The sequence below is a fragment of the Paradesertivirga mongoliensis genome (assembly GCF_024436395.1).
Taxonomy (GTDB): Bacteria; Bacteroidota; Bacteroidia; order Sphingobacteriales; family Sphingobacteriaceae; genus Paradesertivirga; species Paradesertivirga mongoliensis.
The window spans coordinates 47013-64614 of record NZ_JAFMZO010000004.1 but is presented as its reverse complement, the minus strand read 5'-3'; the positions used below and the strand labels follow the sequence as shown (position 1 = coordinate 64614).

Here is a 17602-nt window from a genome sequence, read left to right as displayed (position 1 = left end):
ACAAGTGTAGCTATAGTAACTCGTTCGCGAGATTTGCTAATTCACTTCTTTCGCCTTTCTTCAAGGTAATATGAGCATATAGGGGATGCGATTTAGCCTTATCAATGAGATACGACAAGCCATTACTCTCAGAATCAAGATACGGTGTATCAATCTGAAAAATATCTCCGGTAAAAATCACTTTAGTACCCTCGCCTGCCCGCGAGATAATAGTTTTAACTTCGTGAGGAGTAAGGTTTTGAGCCTCATCAATAATAAAAAATACTTTAGTTAATGTTCTTCCCCGAATAAAAGCCAAAGGTGAAATGGCGATCTTCTCATTATTCACCAATTCATCCAGCTTCGCCTGGATTTTTGGATCATCAGCAAACTGATCACGGATATATTTAAGATTATCCCAAATGGGCGTCATATAGGGATCTACCTTCGATTTAATGTCACCAGGTAAAAACCCAATATCTTTATTGCTTAGAGGAACTATAGGTCTTGTTACCAATATTTGACGATAATCGCGCCTTTGTTCAAGAGCGCAGGCCAACGCTAGCAGTGTTTTTCCGGTCCCCGCATTGCCTTGAATAGTTACAAGCTGTATTTCCGGATTAAGCAAGGCATGCATTGCAAAAGACTGTTCCGGATTGAGGCTGGATATCCGGAATGCTTCTTGAGCCGGTATGCTAAACAGTTTATCTTCCTTTTTACTATAATAAGCTGATAAGTCCTTGTACTTCTTACTTTTCAGGAACAAAAAATGATTTCCGGGCAGCGAATCGATCCCCAGTTTGCTGATACTTAAATTACCGCGTTTAAATTCGGTAAGCTGTTTTTCCGCAATATTATCCAGCATGGTACTGCCGGTGTACAGTTTTTCAAGATTTTTAACTTTGCCGGTCTCATAATCCTCAGCATAGATATTAAGCGCTTTTGCTTTTAAGCGCAGGCAGATATCCTTCGATACCAGAATCACCTTTTTATCGGGATGCTGATGCTTTAAAGTCAGGGCTGCATTTAAAATCCGGTGATCAAATTTCCCCTCGCCAAAAATAGCTTCAGCATCAGCATCCCCCAGTTTTTCATCCAATACGATTTTAAACTTTCCGGCGCTGCTTCCGCCTATCGGCAACCAGTCGCTCACCAAATCGTTATTCGAGATTTCGTCGATTATCCTGATAAAACTTCTGGCTTCGAAATTTTTATTCTCATTGCCATTCTTAAAGTTATCCAGTTCTTCAAGCACCTGGATCGGAATTGCCACATCATGTTCCTGGAAATTTCTGAAAGCTGCATGATCATGCAGTATTACTGATGTATCTAATACAAAGATCTTATTTTGAACTGCGCTTTTCTCTTTATCCTGCATAATGGCAATTTAGAGAAAAATGTAAAAACTGCGAGAAAAATGAGGAAAAACAAAACGGGAACCCGCCTCGTTCGATTTGGATTCCCGTTTTAACCTTATAAAACCATAATTCTATAAAGCTATCAAAACCCGTTTCTCTGACTGCTTCTTGTTTGCTTTTAAGGGCAAATTTCCGCTTTACGTTTCTATCAATTTATCTTCGTAAAGATTAATTAATTTCTGGATGCCTTCTCAAAGCTTTCGCTCGTTCATAAGTAAAAAGCCGAAGCTATCATCTTATTTCTGAGGCTATCAAAGTACGTTGTGCTTGATGATATCTAAGTTAGCAATAATTGCTACTCTTTCAAAGAAAAATAATTTGTTTTTATAAACAGCTTATACACAACAACTAACAGGTTTATCAACAAAAAGCTGCGCGCGATAAAAAAAAACGGGAACCTCGTTTTAGCGATAAGTTCCCGTTTGCAATTTTTAATCGCCATAGCAATTAAAAAAGGTTCAAGCCTTAATTTTCTTTGATTTACATTTCTGAAATCTGTTATTATCAGCGTTGTGTTCCGAAGAACAGCTTACACTTTTAATTGCCTGTGGTGATCAGGGTACCGAGACGTATCTCAGTGTTTCTGCACCTTTTAACTCCGTGAAATCCTTTTGAGCGACAAGGCCAGGATATCTTTCATTATAAACTACGGATATCCATTTTAGCTACTCGGCTCCGGAAATCCTTTGTTTTTTTCAGGCTGTTAAAGAACGTTGTACTTGATGATACTAAGTTAGGCATAAGTGAAATGTTTGTCAAGGGGATCATGATTAAAAGTTATCGACATATCCCAAAGTAAATTCCACTGATTATGAACATCTTACCACGTGAAATCCAGTCCTGCGACACCGCTAAGCTATCATATCTTTTGTTTTAAAAAATTGCTAACATTCTAATCAACAGACACTTGGGCAAACCCATAAAAAAGAATTTAAGAAAAGCGCAGGTGATGTGCGCATTTATACAATTTCGCATGAAAATGATCAAGCTTTTTTTGGGCTTTTTATAACTTAGCGAAAAGCGAGTGCAGATGCAGCAAACTAAAGAAATAAGGAAATTTCTTTTCAGTCAGTATTTTTCAGATGGGCTTAGAATTACATTCGGGGTAATACTTCCTCCCCTAATTCTGGCACAAATGGGCCATCTGGAAACTGGTATCGCTATTTCGCTTGGTGCGATTACAACAAGCATTCCGGATAATCCCGGGCCGGTAGCACATAAAAGGAATGCGATGCTGGCATGTATCTTTTTTATGCTCTTTACGGCCTTCCTTACCGGGGTAATTAACCAGTATCCGGCACTAATCGCGATTGAGATATTTTTCCTGTGTTTTTTCTTCTCCATGTTTAACATTTATGGCAATCGTGCGTCGGCTATATCCACGGCTGTGTTGATTATCATGATCTTAACCATCGATCAGAGATTTAGCTTAAGAACGTTGCTGGAATATGTCGGATATCTCGCCGGAGGCGGAGCCTGGTATTTGTCACTGAGTCTTCTATTCTCTCAATTACGGCCCTACCGGATTGCTCAGCATGCCTTGGGCGAATGTGTAATTCACGTTGGACAATATCTTAAACTGAAATCTAACTTCTATAAACTGAACAAAGATCCTGATGATAACTACAAAAAGTTAGTGGAGCAGCAAATAGTTGTCCATGAGCAACAGGATAATGTTCGTGAGGTACTATTTAAAAACAAGATGATTGTGCGGTATCAAACTAATACAGCCAGGCTGTTAGTTCTTATCTTTTCGGATATCAATGACATCTTTGAGCAGAGCATGGCCACGCATTATGATTATAAAGTGATTCGCTCGGAATATGGACCTACGCAGATCCTGGACAGTTTCCATAAAATCATTTTTGAGATAGGTGATGAGCTGGAAAACATGGGCGTAGATATCAATGCTAATGAAAGATTAAAGCCTCTGCATGATTTTCAACCGCGCCTGGAGGAGTTAAAAGCAAAGATTGATGATATCAGTAACAACCTGGTACTGAAGAAAATCCTGATCAATATCAAGAATATTATCAGCAGAATCCAAACCATTTACAGCTATTTTAAAGAAAGAAAACTGAATAAGGTTACTCTTAGTTCGGAAAAGGACCTTGGAAGATTTGTAACTCACCAGCACCTCGATCTGAAGCTGTTTTATGAAAACTTAACCTTTAAATCCTCTATCTTCCGGCACTCTGTCCGCGTTGCTATAGTTTGTGTGATTGGCTACCTGATTTCGCAGCTTACCGCCGGCGCACATAGTTACTGGATACTGTTAACAATTCTGGTAATATTAAAGCCCGCGTACAGCCTTACAAAACAGCGAAACTATCAGCGCCTGGTTGGAACTTTTGTGGGTGGAATTGCAGGGGCTCTGATTATTTTTTACGTGAAAGATGAAACCGCCAGGTTTGCATTTCTTCTGATTTTTATGGTTGGCGCCTATAGCTTCCAACGACTCAACTATGTTGTAAGCGTACTGTTTATGACTCCGTTTATTCTCATTATGTTCAGTTTCATCGGTTATGGGAATCTTAATATTGTCCAGGAAAGGATTATCGACACATTTATAGGATCATTTATCGCCTTAATCGCCAGCTATTTCATTTTTCCTTCATGGGAATACCCACAGTTAAAAGGATACATGAAAAAACTATTGCTGGCAAACTACAATTACCTCCATGATGTTGCTGAAGGGCTAACCGGGAAAGGCTTTAACATCACAGAATACAAATTAATCCGTAAAGAGCTTTATCTCAGCTCTGCAAATATGGCTTCGGCTCTGCAGCGAATGCTTTCGGAACCTAAGAACAAACAAAAGCACGTAAGGGAGGTCAACAAGTTCATTGTTCTTAACCATGTGCTATCGTCGTATATTGCCACCCTGGTTGCGACAATCAAACAGGGGGAGAACAGACAGGTGAACCCAATCCATGTAAAAACTATCAGAAAAGCACTTTACCAGCTCTATGAAGCCATCCATCTTTTAAATGATGGGGTGGATAAACTAGAAGTGCCTGAAATCCGTGTGCCTGAGCCAGCCATAAAACTAGTAGAGGACACGGTTGACAGCCATTTGATAACGGAGCAATTGGGTTTTGTAAATAAAGTGGCAGGAGATCTCTTAAAGATTTGCGGCAAAATAAACGAAACGGAGAAGTAAACGAGAGTCATCAATAACAATATACCACTTTAATTTAGGTAGTTATCTCCTTCCACACGTTTTCAATCCTCGCTTCCAGATCTTCCAGACGGGTAAAACCTTTGGCAATCATATAAAATTGGTTGTCTGCAGCCTGTACAAATGCCGCCGGGTATCCCGAAACCTGGAGTTGCTTAGCTAAAGCAAATTCGTAATATGCAGCCTGTTTAAATTCTTCCTCATGCATTTTTCGAACAAACTCGTCGGGGTCTATTCCAAAGTTAACCGCAATAAGGCGATAAATTTCTTCATCATTAGGGCCCTTCCCATCAAAATTTATGCAATTCTGAATATCGTGAGCGAAAAGGATAGCTTTATCAGGATGATAAGATTTAAAGACACATAGGCCTATTGCAGGCTTTTCGGAGTCGAGTATCATATCCCCTTTTTCAACTTCCCGAAGGAACCCTTCACCAAAAACCACTCCTGTCACCTCTTCTACCGTATGGTAGGCAGTCTTAATAAACGGCGCTACAACCTCTATCGGACCGGTTCTCGAGCCCAGCATCATCCCCCCGCTCAATACATCGAAATCAAAACGGTCCTGATAGCGTTCGTAGACAGATTTTATCACCGGACTAAATCCGTAGCACCAGCCGCAGAGAGCATCGTAAACGTAAATTATTTTCGGTTTCATATTTAGTGGCACCAGGTATTAGGGCATTGAACGATAAGAAGACAATTTTGAACTGTAAAAGTTCTGGTTATTGCTGCTACGAAGGCGCGGAGGCACAAAGAAAAAAGTGTAAAAAGAGACAAAAACCCCATTTTGAGCCTTTGTGCCTTTGTATCTATTGAATATTGAACAGCCTTAAGCCGAAACCTCTTCCTGCTTTCCTACCGGACGCCCGTTTTTAAAAGCCTCACGCGGTTTCAAGCCAAGCAACTCGAACATCTGCATGTCTGCGTTAAATTCCGGGTTAGGGGTAGTAAGCAACTTATCGCCGGCAAAAATTGAGTTTGCACCCGCCATAAAGCAAAATGCCTGATCGGTTAGACTCATTTCTGTTCGGCCTGCAGAAAGGCGCACAACGGTTCCAGGCATGATAATTCTCGCGGTTGCAATCATACGTATCATATCCCAAATGGGGACGCGCGGTTGATTTTCCATTGGTGTGCCCTTTACTGGAACCAGCGCGTTGATGGGAACGGATTCAGGATGTTGCGGCATGTTAGACAGTGTTTTCAGCATAGAGATTCTGTCTTCAACGGTTTCACCTAAACCTATAATACCACCGCTGCACACACTAATCTTCGCTTTGCGGACATTATCAATAGTTTTTAATCGATCGTCGTATGTGCGGGTAGTTATGATTCGTTTATAATCCTCTTCGGATGTATCTAAGTTATGGTTGTATGCATACAGACCGGCTTCTGCAAGACGATTCGCCTGAGACTCCGTCAACATTCCCAAGGTACAGCACACTTCCATGTCGAGGCTATTAACAGCCTTCACCATATCTATTACCTTATCGAAATCACGGTTATCACGAACTTCACGCCAGGCAGCACCCATGCACAACCGTGACGCGCCACCATCCTTGGCTTTTTGAGCAGCGCTCGTTACCTGGTCAATTGACATCAGGGCATGCACATCAACACCTGTGTTATAACGTGCCGCCTGAGGGCAATAAGAACAATCTTCTGAACAGCCGCCGGTTTTGATAGACAACAAACTGCTTATCTGAACTTCAGAATAATCTTTATTTAAGCGGTGTATGGTGGCCGCACGATAAATTAAGTCAAGTAAAGGACTGTGATATATTTCTGATATTTCTTCCTTTGTCCAATCGTGTCTAGTCTCCGTCATATAAAATTTCTTTCCGATGTATAACGCACAAATTTAGGATAAAAATTGAATGAAGGAATGACGATTATGCCAGATTATAAAAGCAATTCGCTGGCAAGGCCAAGGAGCAGCAAGAAGCCGAACACGTCGGTAAAGGTGGTAATAATGATAGATGATGCAATTGCCGGGTCAATGCCTATCCTTTTCAACACTAATGGAATACTGGAACCCGCTACACCAGCAATGATAAGGTTACCTGTCATGGCCGAAAAGATCACAAACCCGAGCATGGGGTTTGCATCGTACAACAAGGCGAAAAGAAAAACGATAAAGCCATTGACGGCTCCGTTTATCATGCCCACCATAAACTCTTTTAATACGGTACTATAAGCCTGACTATCTGTTAAATCATTCAACGAAATCCGCCTTACCGTTACAGCAAGAGCCTGGGTGGCGGCGTTCCCCCCCATACCCGCGATCATGGCCATGTAGCCTGCAAGAATAGGGATTTGTCCGAGAGTTGGTTCGAAATGCCTGATCACAGATGCTGCAAGAAAGGCTGTTCCGAGGTTAAGAATCAACCATGGAAGCCGGCTTTTTACCGCCTCTTTCCAGTTTCCCGAAAGTTCCTCATCTTCAGAAACCCCCGAAATCTTTAACATATCCTCGGTATTCTCCTCCTGCAGCACGTCCATCACGTCGTCGAAAGTGATACGGCCTAAAAGATGCATTTCGTCATCCACAACCGGAATACTGGTAAGATTATATTGCGACAGAAGTTTAGCAACCTCCTCCTGGTCGGTATTAGCTTTCACAAATACAAAATCATCTTTTACGAGTTCCCTGATATGAACGGAATGCTTTGATTTTAGGATATCTTTTAACGAAACGATCCCGACAAGGTGATTATAGTTGTCGACTACGTTGATGGTATAAAACTCTTCAATTTCTTCAGAAAGGCGAATAATCTCTTCGAGGGCTTCCTTTTTTGTCAATCCGCTGTTTACCTTAAGCACCTGCGAGTTCATCAAACCACCCGCTGTGTCCTCGTCATAGGTTAACAGGTTCCGGATGGTGGAGGCATCTTCAGCATCAAGTTCTTCGAGAATCTCATCCTGACGTTCTTCAGAAAGGAGGCTGATGATATCTGCTGCATCATCATAATCCATTTCCTCTACAATCTCCGTACGTTTGTCTGGCGTCAGATTATTGAGAATTTTCTCGGGATGAATTTCAACATTCATCTCAGAAATTACTTCTGAGGCAATTTCTAAAGGCAGGATATTGATTATCCGTTCACGCGCTTCCTGAGAAAGGGTTTCGAAGAGAATTGCAATTTCTGAGGCATGATACTCCGACAGCAAAGCTATTAAAGCTTCATCATCCGCTTCAAGTGCCTGTTTGACACGCTGAATATCACTTTTATTAAGCTCAAAGGATTGCATCGCTCGCTAAAGTACAAAAATGAGACCTCTTAGCAAGGTTTTTGAAGCAATAAACGTGAATAACACAGGATAAAAATGAATTCGACCTGTGTAAAACCAAGTGTATGCAGCTATAAAAACTCTCCGCTTCGGGGACCCTGATTAAACAGTAAATCCACTATACTCAAATTAGGCATAAAGCCATTCCTATCTTCGAACACCTGAAAATATGGTGGGGTTTTAAAGTTGGAAGGTATTTTTGGGTGGATGTTATTCCTGAAGTCGGCAAGTTCAACATATTCAGACCGGTAAGATTCTGTAAATGAAAGAGAAACATCCATCTTCAAGAGCTTTAACAATACCGACAACAACTCTGAGTTATAATCAAATAAATACTCGAACCGGGTTTCATAAAACCTTGCAAACTCATCTTCATAAAACTCAAAAAAAGCAGAACTCCTGTACGATGTTTGCAGGCTAAGCCAATGAAGCCGCTGCCAGTCGAAGTCGTAACTAATCCTCACATCTTTAATTTGAGTGTGAACGTTAGCACCTTTTAGAACAGGGATGATCAGGTCCAGCTTACCATTGGCCGAATGAACTGAGGCGCGATTACGGTAAGTTTGTTTCGGAAAATGCTCATACCTTTCTATTAAAACATTTTGTGAGTTTTTTACCTGGTGGAAGTACTCTATTGGAGGAAGGTAAAATAAGGGAATTATTGCGCCTTTGTTCATTCTATGTACTATGTTTGTATCCGGTCCGCCGAAATTAAATAAAAACTAATTACAGAGGCGGCTTAAAAAACAAGCTTTCTTTTAATGCATAGCCAACCTAAAGTCTCGGTAGTAATTCTAAACTGGAACGGAAAACACTACCTTGAAAAATTTCTTCCTTCGGTGCTCCGGTCCGGCTACCAAAATCTTGAAATAATTGTTGGTGATAATGCCTCGACAGACAATTCTGTCAAATTCCTTAACGATAACTATTCTTCAGTACGAATTATAGCAAACAAAGAAAATCTGGGTTTTGCCGGCGGGTATAACGCTATCCTCTCTCAAGTCGAATCTGATTATTTTGTTCTTCTAAATTCTGATGTCGAAGTGACCAGCGGATGGATTGAGCCCATTATTCAATTGATGGAACAGGATCAAAGCATTGCAGTTACCCAGCCCAAACTAAAGGATTTTAACAACAAAAACTGCTTTGAATATGCAGGTGCTGCCGGTGGCTATATCGACAAGTTTGGCTATCCCTTTTGCAGGGGAAGAATATTTGATACGCTTGAGGATGATACCGGCCAGTATGAAACGTCGTCTGAAATATTTTGGGCAAGCGGCGCTGCTTTATTTATCAGAAAAAAATGCTGGGATGAAACATCAGGCTTCGATGCTGATTTCTTCGCACACATGGAAGAGATTGACCTTTGCTGGCGACTCAAAAACCGTGGTTATAAAATCATGTATTGCCCGCAATCGGTGGTCTATCATGTAGGTGGCGGTACACTCAATGCTGAAAGCCCTTATAAAACGTATCTGAACTTTAGGAACAACTTAGCGATGCTTCTCAAGAATTTGCCTTCCGGGAAAGTTTTTGGGGTTATTTTCATAAGGTTCTGGCTTGATTTTATCGCTTTATTAAAGTTTATGCTCAACGGAAAGCTTAAACACGCCTTAGCGATAAGCAAGGCACATACCGCATTTTTTAAAGACTTTTCAGAAAACAGGAAGAAACGGCAAGCAACGCTACTAAAATCAAATAAAGCTGGCTATTATAATGGAAGTATTGTTTGGGCATATTTCGTAAACAAGAAGAAATACTTTAAAGAGCTAGATGTATGAGGCCTGTAGTAAGAGCAAAACTACCTTCAAATTCACTCTTAAATAGCTCGCAATACCATTACTCAGACAGTTACCTAACCACGTTAAAAGACATTTATACCGGCATTACGCCCACTCAAATGGGAAAAGCTTTTTTCCGTTCAGCACCCCAATGGACGGAATCTTTATTCATGCTCAGGAACAGGATGGTGTCATTCATGGGGCTTAAAGCTTCAACTAAACCACAAAATCATTTAGAACTGCTGGCAAAATTCAAATGCGAGCCAGGCGAAGTTTTAGGACTTTTCAAAGTATTTTCAAAAACAGACAGAGAGGTGATCTTAGGAGAAGATGACAAACACTTAAATTTCAGAGTATCTTTGTTTTGCGAACCAAATCCTGAAGGGGCGGGCGAAAAGCGCTTAATAATCTCAACCACTGTAAAATTTAACAACTGGTTTGGACGGCTTTATTTTCTTCCCGTAAGGCCGATACACAGGCTAATAGTTCCTGCGATGTTAAAAGGAATGGTGAAGCAACTGGAAAATATTCATAAAGAGCAGCTTTAGGTGGCAATTCCGGCGACTTCTCCAATAATAATAATTGCCGGATGGGTAAGTTTCGCCGCTTCGGCCATTGTGGGCAGATCCTTAACTTTTCCGCGGGCAGATTTCTGTTTTGCCAGCGTTGCATGCTGAATGATGGCAGCCGGTGTTTGGCCCATACCTTCGGATATATATGTTTGAGCAATTTCCTGAATCTTTTTCATTCCCATATAAATTACCACAGTGGCGTTACTTTGCATAGCCAGGCGTAAATCAGAGGATAAACCTCCATCTTTCTTAGTTCCGGTAAGCACCCAAATCCCTTCGCTTATGTTGCGATGAGTAAGTGGTATGTTATCAAAACCGGCGGCCTGCATGCTTGTAATTCCGGGGATATAATAGGTGGAGATGCCATGTTCACGGGCAAAAAGAACCTCTTCGTATCCGCGTCCGAAAATGAATGGGTCTCCTCCTTTCAAACGCACCACCATCCCCTTCGCTAAGGCTTTTTCCTTGATCATTTCATGAATAGTCTCTTGTGGAGTGTATTCCCCATAAGGATGTTTTCCCACATAGATCTTTTCACAATCAGCAGACGTAAAATTCAGCAACTCGATATTGGCTAGATTATCGTACAGTAACACCTTACATTTTTGTAAAACTTTAAGCGCCTTTAAAGTAATCAGTTCCGGGTCACCTGGCCCCGCTCCAACCACATATAATTCGGGAACGATAGTCTCTTCTTGCATTTATTTTAGATAAGGCCCGAAAAATACGACAGATTTCTGATTTTTTAAGCTATAATGCAGGGATATCAGCTTAAAACTTTAATATTCGCGAACAAAATACTCACCCATGAACATTTTAATTGCTCCGGATAAGTTTAAATACTCACTGAGCAGTGCAGAGGCTTCTGATGCTATTAAAAAAGGCTTGTTAAAAGCGTCGAAAGATTTTAAAATCCAAATTCTCCCCATGGCCGACGGCGGCGAGGGATTATCGGACGTAATAAAAAGCTGTATCTCAGCAGTTGAACATCCTGTTACAGTTTCCGACCCCTTGTTCAGGTCAATAAAAAGTTCTTTCCTGATCTCTAAAGATGGAAAAACCGCTTTTATAGAAATGGCTAAAGCTTCAGGGTTACTCTTACTAAAACCGGAAGAACGTAATTGCATGCTTACCTCCACTCTTGGTACCGGCGAACTTATCAGGGCGGCGATTAATCCTGGAGTAGAAAAAATCATCCTGGGGATAGGTGGCAGTGCGACAAACGAAGCTGGAATAGGAATGGCCACTGCATTGGGTTACCGATTCTTAGATGCTTCGGGTAAGGAACTCAGGCCAATCGGACAAAACCTTGCAAAAATTGCGACCATTGACGATTCGAAATCTATAGATGTGAAGCACATAGATTTTAAGGTGGCCTGCGATGTTGATAATCCCTTATACGGAAAAAATGGCGCTTCATTAGTATACTCCAAACAAAAAGGAGCTTCCAAAGAAGAAACAGATCTTTTGGAAAAAGGCATGATCCACTTTGCGGGTATTTTGGAGAAACACTTTGGTCGGGATATGCAGCAAATCAAGGGATCGGGAGCTGCGGGCGGCCTGGGCGCCGCGTGTGTAGCATTTTTGGGCGCCGATCTGCTGAGCGGAATCGAGCTTGTTCTGAAAATAAACAAGGCAGAGGAATACATCAGGCAAGCAGATTTGGTCGTTACAGGTGAAGGTAAAATTGATGAACAAAGTTTAAACGGCAAAGCCATTTCCGGCTTGGCTAAGCTCTGCAAAAAACATCAAAAGCCATTAATAGCGTTTTGCGGAGCTTTGAGTTTATCGGATCAGGAATTGCAAAGCATAGGAGTACAAAAGGTTTATGTCATCACCCCTCCATCAATTAGTCGGGCAGATCCATATACAAACGCTGCTAAATTTCTGGCTGATGCGGCGTTTGCATCAGGTAAACAACTTTTACACGATAAAATCAAATAAGCCAAATACTATTCAATCTTCACTTTAACCTTTGCCGACAATTGGTGCGCCAGGCCGGTTACATAGTTCCTGAAATATTGTGGGTTAATAAAACCAGGATCGGCAAGTTCCCAACCGCCTACTGCATAGTAAGTAACCGGCTTATTTTCGGATATTTTAAGCTTTGCCAGATAGCTGGACGACAAATTTCCCGTCGTGGGGGCAGTAATACTCCCTTGATAGGCCTTTTTCGGGACGAGTAACGCCAGTCCCAGCCAAAACTCTTTATTATAGCTTTGTTTATCATGAGTATAAAGAAGTGTCCAGTCGCCAATATTTACTTCGGTCAACGGTCCGTCGTTCGAAACATCGGGCAAACCGACTAATAATGACTCATCGCCTTTCAAGCCGGAGACTCTTACGGTATTCTGATAGGCGTGCATCCCCGGCCAGATCATCGGCGTTTCATTTACCTGATAGACTCTGCCCTGTGTACTCCAATCCATGTAATGAAAATTAATTACTGACCTTACAGGTCCTTCAGAGTAGATATGAAAAGAAGTACTTTTTATATTGTTCCGGGTATCATTTACGGTAACTCCTAATCTCGCCAGAGAATCTTTTACGAGCAAAGCTACACCTCCAAGGCCTATGGAATTACCCACGGGCAATACATCTCTTCCCCAGTCTTTTAAGACATGATAATTATCCTCTACTGCGCCCTGTGCTGTCAAACCAACAGTTTCCGGCGACATCCAGGTCACTCTTTTACCGAATAAATCCTTGGCATTCCGTCCATCAAAATAGTGCCGGAAGCCTACCTTATCGTTTTCCCAGGATGGACCATCGGTTTGATAAGGTTGGTAGCCTATCTTTTTAGGCATTTCATCAATATAGGCGGTATCCGCGACTTTGGGTTGCACGGGCAATGTCGCTGAACTACGTTTACCGAACCTTACGCTGGTACGCATTGTAAATTCGGGCACAAAGTTTACCCAGTTTAGCGATAGCTTGAGTTTTTGTTTCGGTGCCAGATCTAGCACAAAGAATAGTTCGTCCCATTTTCTGTCACCGTTTATATCATCCAGTTGTGATGGGATAGTATCGCCCGAGGCGGTTAAAATAAGCGGGAACTTTCCCTCTTCTGCACCTGGAAGCCCTGCCCTTGTTACAGCTATTGCTTTATCTTTCAAAACGAGTGAAGACTTGTTTGAAACCGAAATCGACCGGGTTTGAGAGAACGCCTGAAGGCTACCACCGAGTACAAAAATCAGAACCGCTGTTTTGGTAAATAATGAAGACATAAATTAAGTTTATGGATGATGAGTACAAATTATCATTTTTTAACAAGACCAGAAAATCTGCTCTAAACATCGGCTACCTTGAAGGGCTTAATATCAACCTTCTCCCAAACCTTCAAAAGCAAATAAGGTTCTTCCGCCAGCCAGGCACTTAATTGCCGATCTGTTTCAAATTGAACAATCAATGAAGAGCCAATCATCTGCTTCCGGTCGTTTAAAATGGCGCCGCCTATGATGAAATTACCAGATGCTTTTAACTTTCTTACAGTTTCGAAGTGCATTGGCCTGGCATGCAAGCGTCTCTGGAGAGCATTTTCATCGGTAAAATCTAGTGCTGAAATAAGATATTGGTTCATTTTATTCGTTCCTGATTTTTCGGCCGGCACGGATCATCTGCCCATAATCCCAACGGTTAGCCATCGCATTAACGGTCTGAACCATACGATTTGTACGGGTCGTTTCCGTTTTTGCACTATCAATCCACTTGATAAAGTAATCACGATGAGATTTGGGCAAGCTAAAGTAATATTCCAGCGATCCGGGATCTTCGTTCAAACATTCCATCAGCTCGGGAGGTGGTTCTACAGTATAATCATGGTCGACCTCAAGCTGTACATGAAGCATTGCACCTTCCGATTTGCGAATGCCTTTTCGGATATCAGCGTTAAGTGCCATAATAAAATTACCTTCGCCCATCGGGAGAAGGGCGATGCCCGAAAACTTAAAGCTGTCGAGAACTCCCTTTACCCTAAATGATTTCTTGTTACCCGGCTGTAGCTGTTGGGCAACATCTGCAGGAACGTCAATGTAAGTCCAACCGGTTTTTTCTCCCTGCTCCGCAAATTTCAATATGACAGTAGTATAATCAACCATTTACAGACTACTCTTTCCAGACGATTACGTCAGCGGGCTTCAAGGTTTTGGTACCGATTAATATGTTCGCTTTTTCGGGAACGGGTACTTCGTACGCTTTTTCGCCGTAATTTACGCCCACCCAAAATCCGTCGCGCCACTCGAGCATTACGCCATTAGGTAAATCTCTGATGGCGATTCCAGCCTCCTGGTAAACACGTTTTAACATGGCCTTTTCCAGAGCGCCGTCGTCTGTATCCGGGCCGACATAAGTCACAGTACCTTTTCCCATCTTTTTATGAATTACAGCGGGTCTTCCCGAATAATATTGATTAGTATAAGTTGCCCAGATATCAATATTGGGATAAGGCTCCAGAACGTCGGCCCAATTGTTCCAGGTAAACGTTTCTGTACCTGCTTTTATAGTTCCGGTTCTGTTCTCGGGTAAATGATCATAGAATGAAACGAATCCACTCATCAATCCCTGTATCGGGCTCGCCCAGATGGTTTCCCAGATCTTACCTTCACGATCTTTATGACCTGTACGGGTTGTGAGCACTAAATGTCCACCCTGTTCTACATATTGCCTCCAGCGTTCAACAAGTTTAGCGTCTAATAACTGATAGGCGGGCGCGATTAAAACCGGATACTTCGTAAAATCTTTATCTTCGGTAATCACATCAACAGGGGCTCCGAACTGCTTTAAAGCGCTATAATACTTCATTACGTGCTTCAGGTAATCCCACTGAAAGGTTTGGGGCTGATTATCCTGTTCCCAGCGGTTATCCAGACTGTAAAGCACTGCGGCCTGACGGGCCTTATGCTCGGCTGGCATTTGTGCATTCGGATCGAAATTTCTTCGTAAAAACTTCATCTCCTCATTAACTTTGATATACTCCTGACCTCCCGTACTTGGGGTTATCCCATCCGGACCAATAACGCCATAATGATATTGCTCCCCTCCTGTTAAAGGCTGTCTGAATCTGTAATTACAAACAAACTTGTTTCCTCCTGCGAAAGCATGCCAAACCCACATTCTTACCGTTCCGGGCATGGTCTGAGAATTGAATCTTCCCCAGTTCACCTGTCCTGGTTGAAGTTCCATAACTCCGGTTACACCATTAATTGGCCTGAATAAATCATTTGAGAAAGCGATGCTGGTTGGAGATCCCATCCTAAAGCCCTGATCACCGATGCCCATATCGTAGCCGGCCACCAGATATTTAGTATAGGTAACAAAATCAAGTTTAGGCATGCGTGTGGGGTCAACCGGAGTATGTTCGGGCATAAGGTTGGTAGTTATCCATTGCCCGGCCGGGATATGTTGACGCAGAATAGCCGCTTGAAAATGCATAAAATCAGCTACTTCATCTGCAGAAAAGCGTCTGAAGTCGAGCACTGCGTGAGGGTTAGGCTGCGCGATCAGCTCCTTACCATTAGGAGTTCTGATCTGCTCGAAATTATCGTACTTAAGGCTCCAGAATGCGGTCCCCCAGGTTTTATTTAAAGAATCTATATGTTTATACTTATTCTTAAGCCATTTTTGAAAGCTTACTCGTGCTGCAGGACTATGATCCACCTGTCCGTAGTGCGAAGGTTCGTTATCCAATTGCCATCCCCAGATTCTTTTGTCGTTCGCATAATGTTTTGCAAGCGCTTCCACCATTCTGATTACGTATCTTCGATACACCGGGCTCGACCAGGAAATATGCTGTCTTGAACCATGCTGCATGGTTCTGCCATCTTCGTTTACCATCAAAATTTCAGGATGTTTTTGAGCAAGCCAGGCTGGTGGTGTTGGAGACGAAGTACACATGATCACTTTAACCCCGTTTTTATGAGCGATTTCGACCGCTTCATCTAACCATTTAAAATCAAATACCCCATCTTTAGGTTCTACAAATGCCCAGGCAAACTCCCCAAAATGAGTGAATTCAAAACCGGTTTCGGCAAGTCTTTTCAGATCACGCTCCCATTGAGATCTTGGCCACTGTTCCGGATAGTAGTAAGATCCCAATGGCATTAAATCGTTTCTCTTAAAAAAGCGCTCCGGGCTCTGAGCGTTTACAGGATTAAGTTGCAGCAATATAAATGCTGAAACGATCCCTAATGATACTTTCTTTAGCATAAGTTTAAAATTGGATATTAGATCCTTAAGAATATTCTCTTCGAAAATCATGATTTTTAAACTAAGTTTGGGCATTCTTTGCAGAAATATTTCAATTAATGAATAAATTTTTAGCATACCTTAGAACAGAGACCTTCAGAAGAAATTTGATTATCGCAATTATATCTGTGGTCTTATTCATCCTGCTTATTTTCTTTAGTCTGCGTTATTACACCCGACACGGGGAGGGAGTACCTGTTCCGAAATTACAGGGTTTACCTGTTGAGAAGGCAATAGAATTGCTGGAAGCACAGGGACTGGGATATCAGATCGATTCGGTTTATCAAATTGATAAAGCTCCGGGAATGGTAGTAGAACAAGATCCTGACCCAAATACAAACGTTAAACTAAACCGGACGATCTACCTGACAATTATTACCCGTACGGCGCCCGATGTAGGTTTCCCCGATATTTTTGAGAAGACTTTTTTAGAAGCAAGGGCGATACTGGGCAATTACGGAATTAAGATCGGCGATACTTCATATATATCTGATATTGCGCGCGACAGGGTTTTAAAAGTTCAATTTGGAGGAAAGCAAGTTAGCACTGGAGATATGATACCCAAAGGTTCGACTATTAGTCTTGTTTTGGGAGATGGAAGAGGCGCAAGTGAAGTGGATCTGCCTCCTGTGACCGGATTGACACTTAGTGAGGCTATCATGGCTTTAAGGGGGTCTCAACTTAACCTAGGCGTGGTTACTTATGAAAATGTAACGGACACAGCCTCCGCAACAGTGATTAAACAATTTCCTGCTCTGAGCGACTCGTTAACTAAAGTGAGTATTGGTACAAGCGTTGATTTGATTCTATCTAATGGAGAACCAGTCCAATAACGATATTTCGGCCGAAGAATTAAAAGAAAAATTATCAAAAGGCAAGTCACCTCACCTGATCGACGTCAGGGAAGAGCTGGAATACCACACCTTTAATATCGGTGGGCAAAACATCCCCCTCGGCACCTTATCCGCGGCTTTCGATGAGCTCGATTATCAAAAAGATGCTGAGATTGTAGTTATCTGCCAGCGAGGCATAAGAAGTGAAACCGCACGGCGTTTATTAGTATCTGCCGGATATAAAAATGTTAAAAACCTTACGGGGGGCTTACTTGCTTACAGGAGAGTAAGTTTATAATTT

16 protein-coding genes are annotated in these 17602 nt (G+C 42.0%); 6 read left to right on the top strand and 10 right to left on the bottom strand.

The genetic code is table 11. The features are described 5' to 3' along the window. Nucleotides 1-10: 10 nt before the first annotated feature. Nucleotides 11-1357 carry a PhoH family protein gene (locus tag J3P43_RS15715; protein ID WP_255904171.1) on the bottom strand — a complete coding sequence of 449 codons (1347 nt, stop codon included), beginning with the start codon at nt 1355-1357 and terminating at the stop codon, nt 11-13. A 1070-nt stretch (nt 1358-2427) separates the two neighbouring features. Between J3P43_RS15715 and J3P43_RS15710 the strand changes: the two genes are divergently transcribed. After that, complete coding sequence (locus J3P43_RS15710; RefSeq protein WP_255904169.1) at nt 2428-4560, top strand: FUSC family protein; 2133 nt, start codon at nt 2428-2430, stop codon at nt 4558-4560. A gap of 34 nt (nt 4561-4594) precedes the next feature. Here J3P43_RS15710 and J3P43_RS15705 read toward each other — a convergent pair whose 3' ends face one another. From J3P43_RS15705 to J3P43_RS15690, 4 genes are all read right to left on the bottom strand, one after another. Next, the gene (locus J3P43_RS15705; protein WP_255904167.1) at nt 4595-5236 is read right to left on the bottom strand and encodes a DsbA family protein; all 642 of its coding nucleotides are present in this window, start codon (nt 5234-5236) and stop codon (nt 4595-4597) included. A gap of 174 nt (nt 5237-5410) precedes the next feature. Beyond that, nucleotides 5411-6409: a biotin synthase BioB gene (gene bioB / locus J3P43_RS15700; protein ID WP_255904165.1), complete on the bottom strand. Its 999-nt coding sequence runs from the start codon at nt 6407-6409 to the stop codon at nt 5411-5413. Nucleotides 6410-6483: 74 nt separating this feature from the next. Continuing rightward, the gene (gene mgtE / locus J3P43_RS15695) at nt 6484-7833 is read right to left on the bottom strand and encodes a magnesium transporter (protein ID WP_255904163.1); all 1350 of its coding nucleotides are present in this window, start codon (nt 7831-7833) and stop codon (nt 6484-6486) included. A 110-nt stretch (nt 7834-7943) separates the two neighbouring features. Continuing rightward, nucleotides 7944-8549: a WbqC family protein gene (locus J3P43_RS15690; RefSeq protein ID WP_255904160.1), complete on the bottom strand. Its 606-nt coding sequence runs from the start codon at nt 8547-8549 to the stop codon at nt 7944-7946. Nucleotides 8550-8633: 84 nt separating this feature from the next. On the opposite strand from J3P43_RS15690, the gene J3P43_RS15685 reads away from it, so the two are divergent. Next, on the top strand, nt 8634-9653 hold the full coding sequence (locus J3P43_RS15685) for a glycosyltransferase family 2 protein (protein ID WP_255904158.1): 1020 nt from the start codon (nt 8634-8636) through the stop codon (nt 9651-9653). Then, the gene (locus J3P43_RS15680; RefSeq protein WP_255904156.1) at nt 9650-10201 is read left to right on the top strand and encodes a DUF2867 domain-containing protein; all 552 of its coding nucleotides are present in this window, start codon (nt 9650-9652) and stop codon (nt 10199-10201) included. The genes J3P43_RS15685 and J3P43_RS15680 overlap by 4 nt, the downstream gene beginning before the upstream one ends. Here the strand turns inward: J3P43_RS15680 and cobA are convergent. Continuing rightward, nucleotides 10198-10926 carry a uroporphyrinogen-III C-methyltransferase gene (cobA, locus tag J3P43_RS15675; protein WP_255904154.1) on the bottom strand — a complete coding sequence of 243 codons (729 nt, stop codon included), beginning with the start codon at nt 10924-10926 and terminating at the stop codon, nt 10198-10200. The two genes, J3P43_RS15680 and cobA, sit on opposite strands and share 4 nt — an antisense overlap. A 106-nt stretch (nt 10927-11032) precedes the next feature. Between cobA and J3P43_RS15670 the strand changes: the two genes are divergently transcribed. After that, nucleotides 11033-12169 (top strand): glycerate kinase, encoded by a 1137-nt coding sequence (locus J3P43_RS15670; protein ID WP_255904152.1) that lies wholly within the window; start codon nt 11033-11035, stop codon nt 12167-12169. Nucleotides 12170-12177: 8 nt separating this feature from the next. Here the strand turns inward: J3P43_RS15670 and J3P43_RS15665 are convergent, their stop codons facing one another. The 4 genes from J3P43_RS15665 to J3P43_RS15650 form a co-directional block, all read right to left on the bottom strand. After that, nucleotides 12178-13452: a DUF4861 domain-containing protein gene (locus J3P43_RS15665; RefSeq protein ID WP_255904150.1), complete on the bottom strand. Its 1275-nt coding sequence runs from the start codon at nt 13450-13452 to the stop codon at nt 12178-12180. Between the two features lie 62 nt (nt 13453-13514). Continuing rightward, nucleotides 13515-13805 (bottom strand): YciI family protein, encoded by a 291-nt coding sequence (locus tag J3P43_RS15660; RefSeq protein WP_255904148.1) that lies wholly within the window; start codon nt 13803-13805, stop codon nt 13515-13517. Nucleotide 13806: 1 nt separating this feature from the next. Further along, nucleotides 13807-14322, bottom strand: a complete 516-nt coding sequence (locus J3P43_RS15655) for a YdeI/OmpD-associated family protein (protein ID WP_255904146.1) — start codon at nt 14320-14322, stop codon at nt 13807-13809. Nucleotides 14323-14329: 7 nt separating this feature from the next. Beyond that, the gene (locus tag J3P43_RS15650) at nt 14330-16429 is read right to left on the bottom strand and encodes a beta-galactosidase (protein ID WP_255904144.1); all 2100 of its coding nucleotides are present in this window, start codon (nt 16427-16429) and stop codon (nt 14330-14332) included. A 98-nt stretch (nt 16430-16527) separates the two neighbouring features. On the opposite strand from J3P43_RS15650, the gene J3P43_RS15645 reads away from it, so the two are divergent. Together J3P43_RS15645 and J3P43_RS15640 are read left to right on the top strand one after the other, a co-directional pair. After that, nucleotides 16528-17301 (top strand): PASTA domain-containing protein, encoded by a 774-nt coding sequence (locus J3P43_RS15645; protein WP_255904141.1) that lies wholly within the window; start codon nt 16528-16530, stop codon nt 17299-17301. Next, entirely contained in the window at nt 17282-17599 is a 318-nt protein-coding gene (locus tag J3P43_RS15640) for a rhodanese-like domain-containing protein (RefSeq protein WP_255904138.1), read from the top strand. The genes J3P43_RS15645 and J3P43_RS15640 overlap by 20 nt, the downstream gene beginning before the upstream one ends. Nucleotides 17600-17602: the final 3 nt, after the last annotated feature.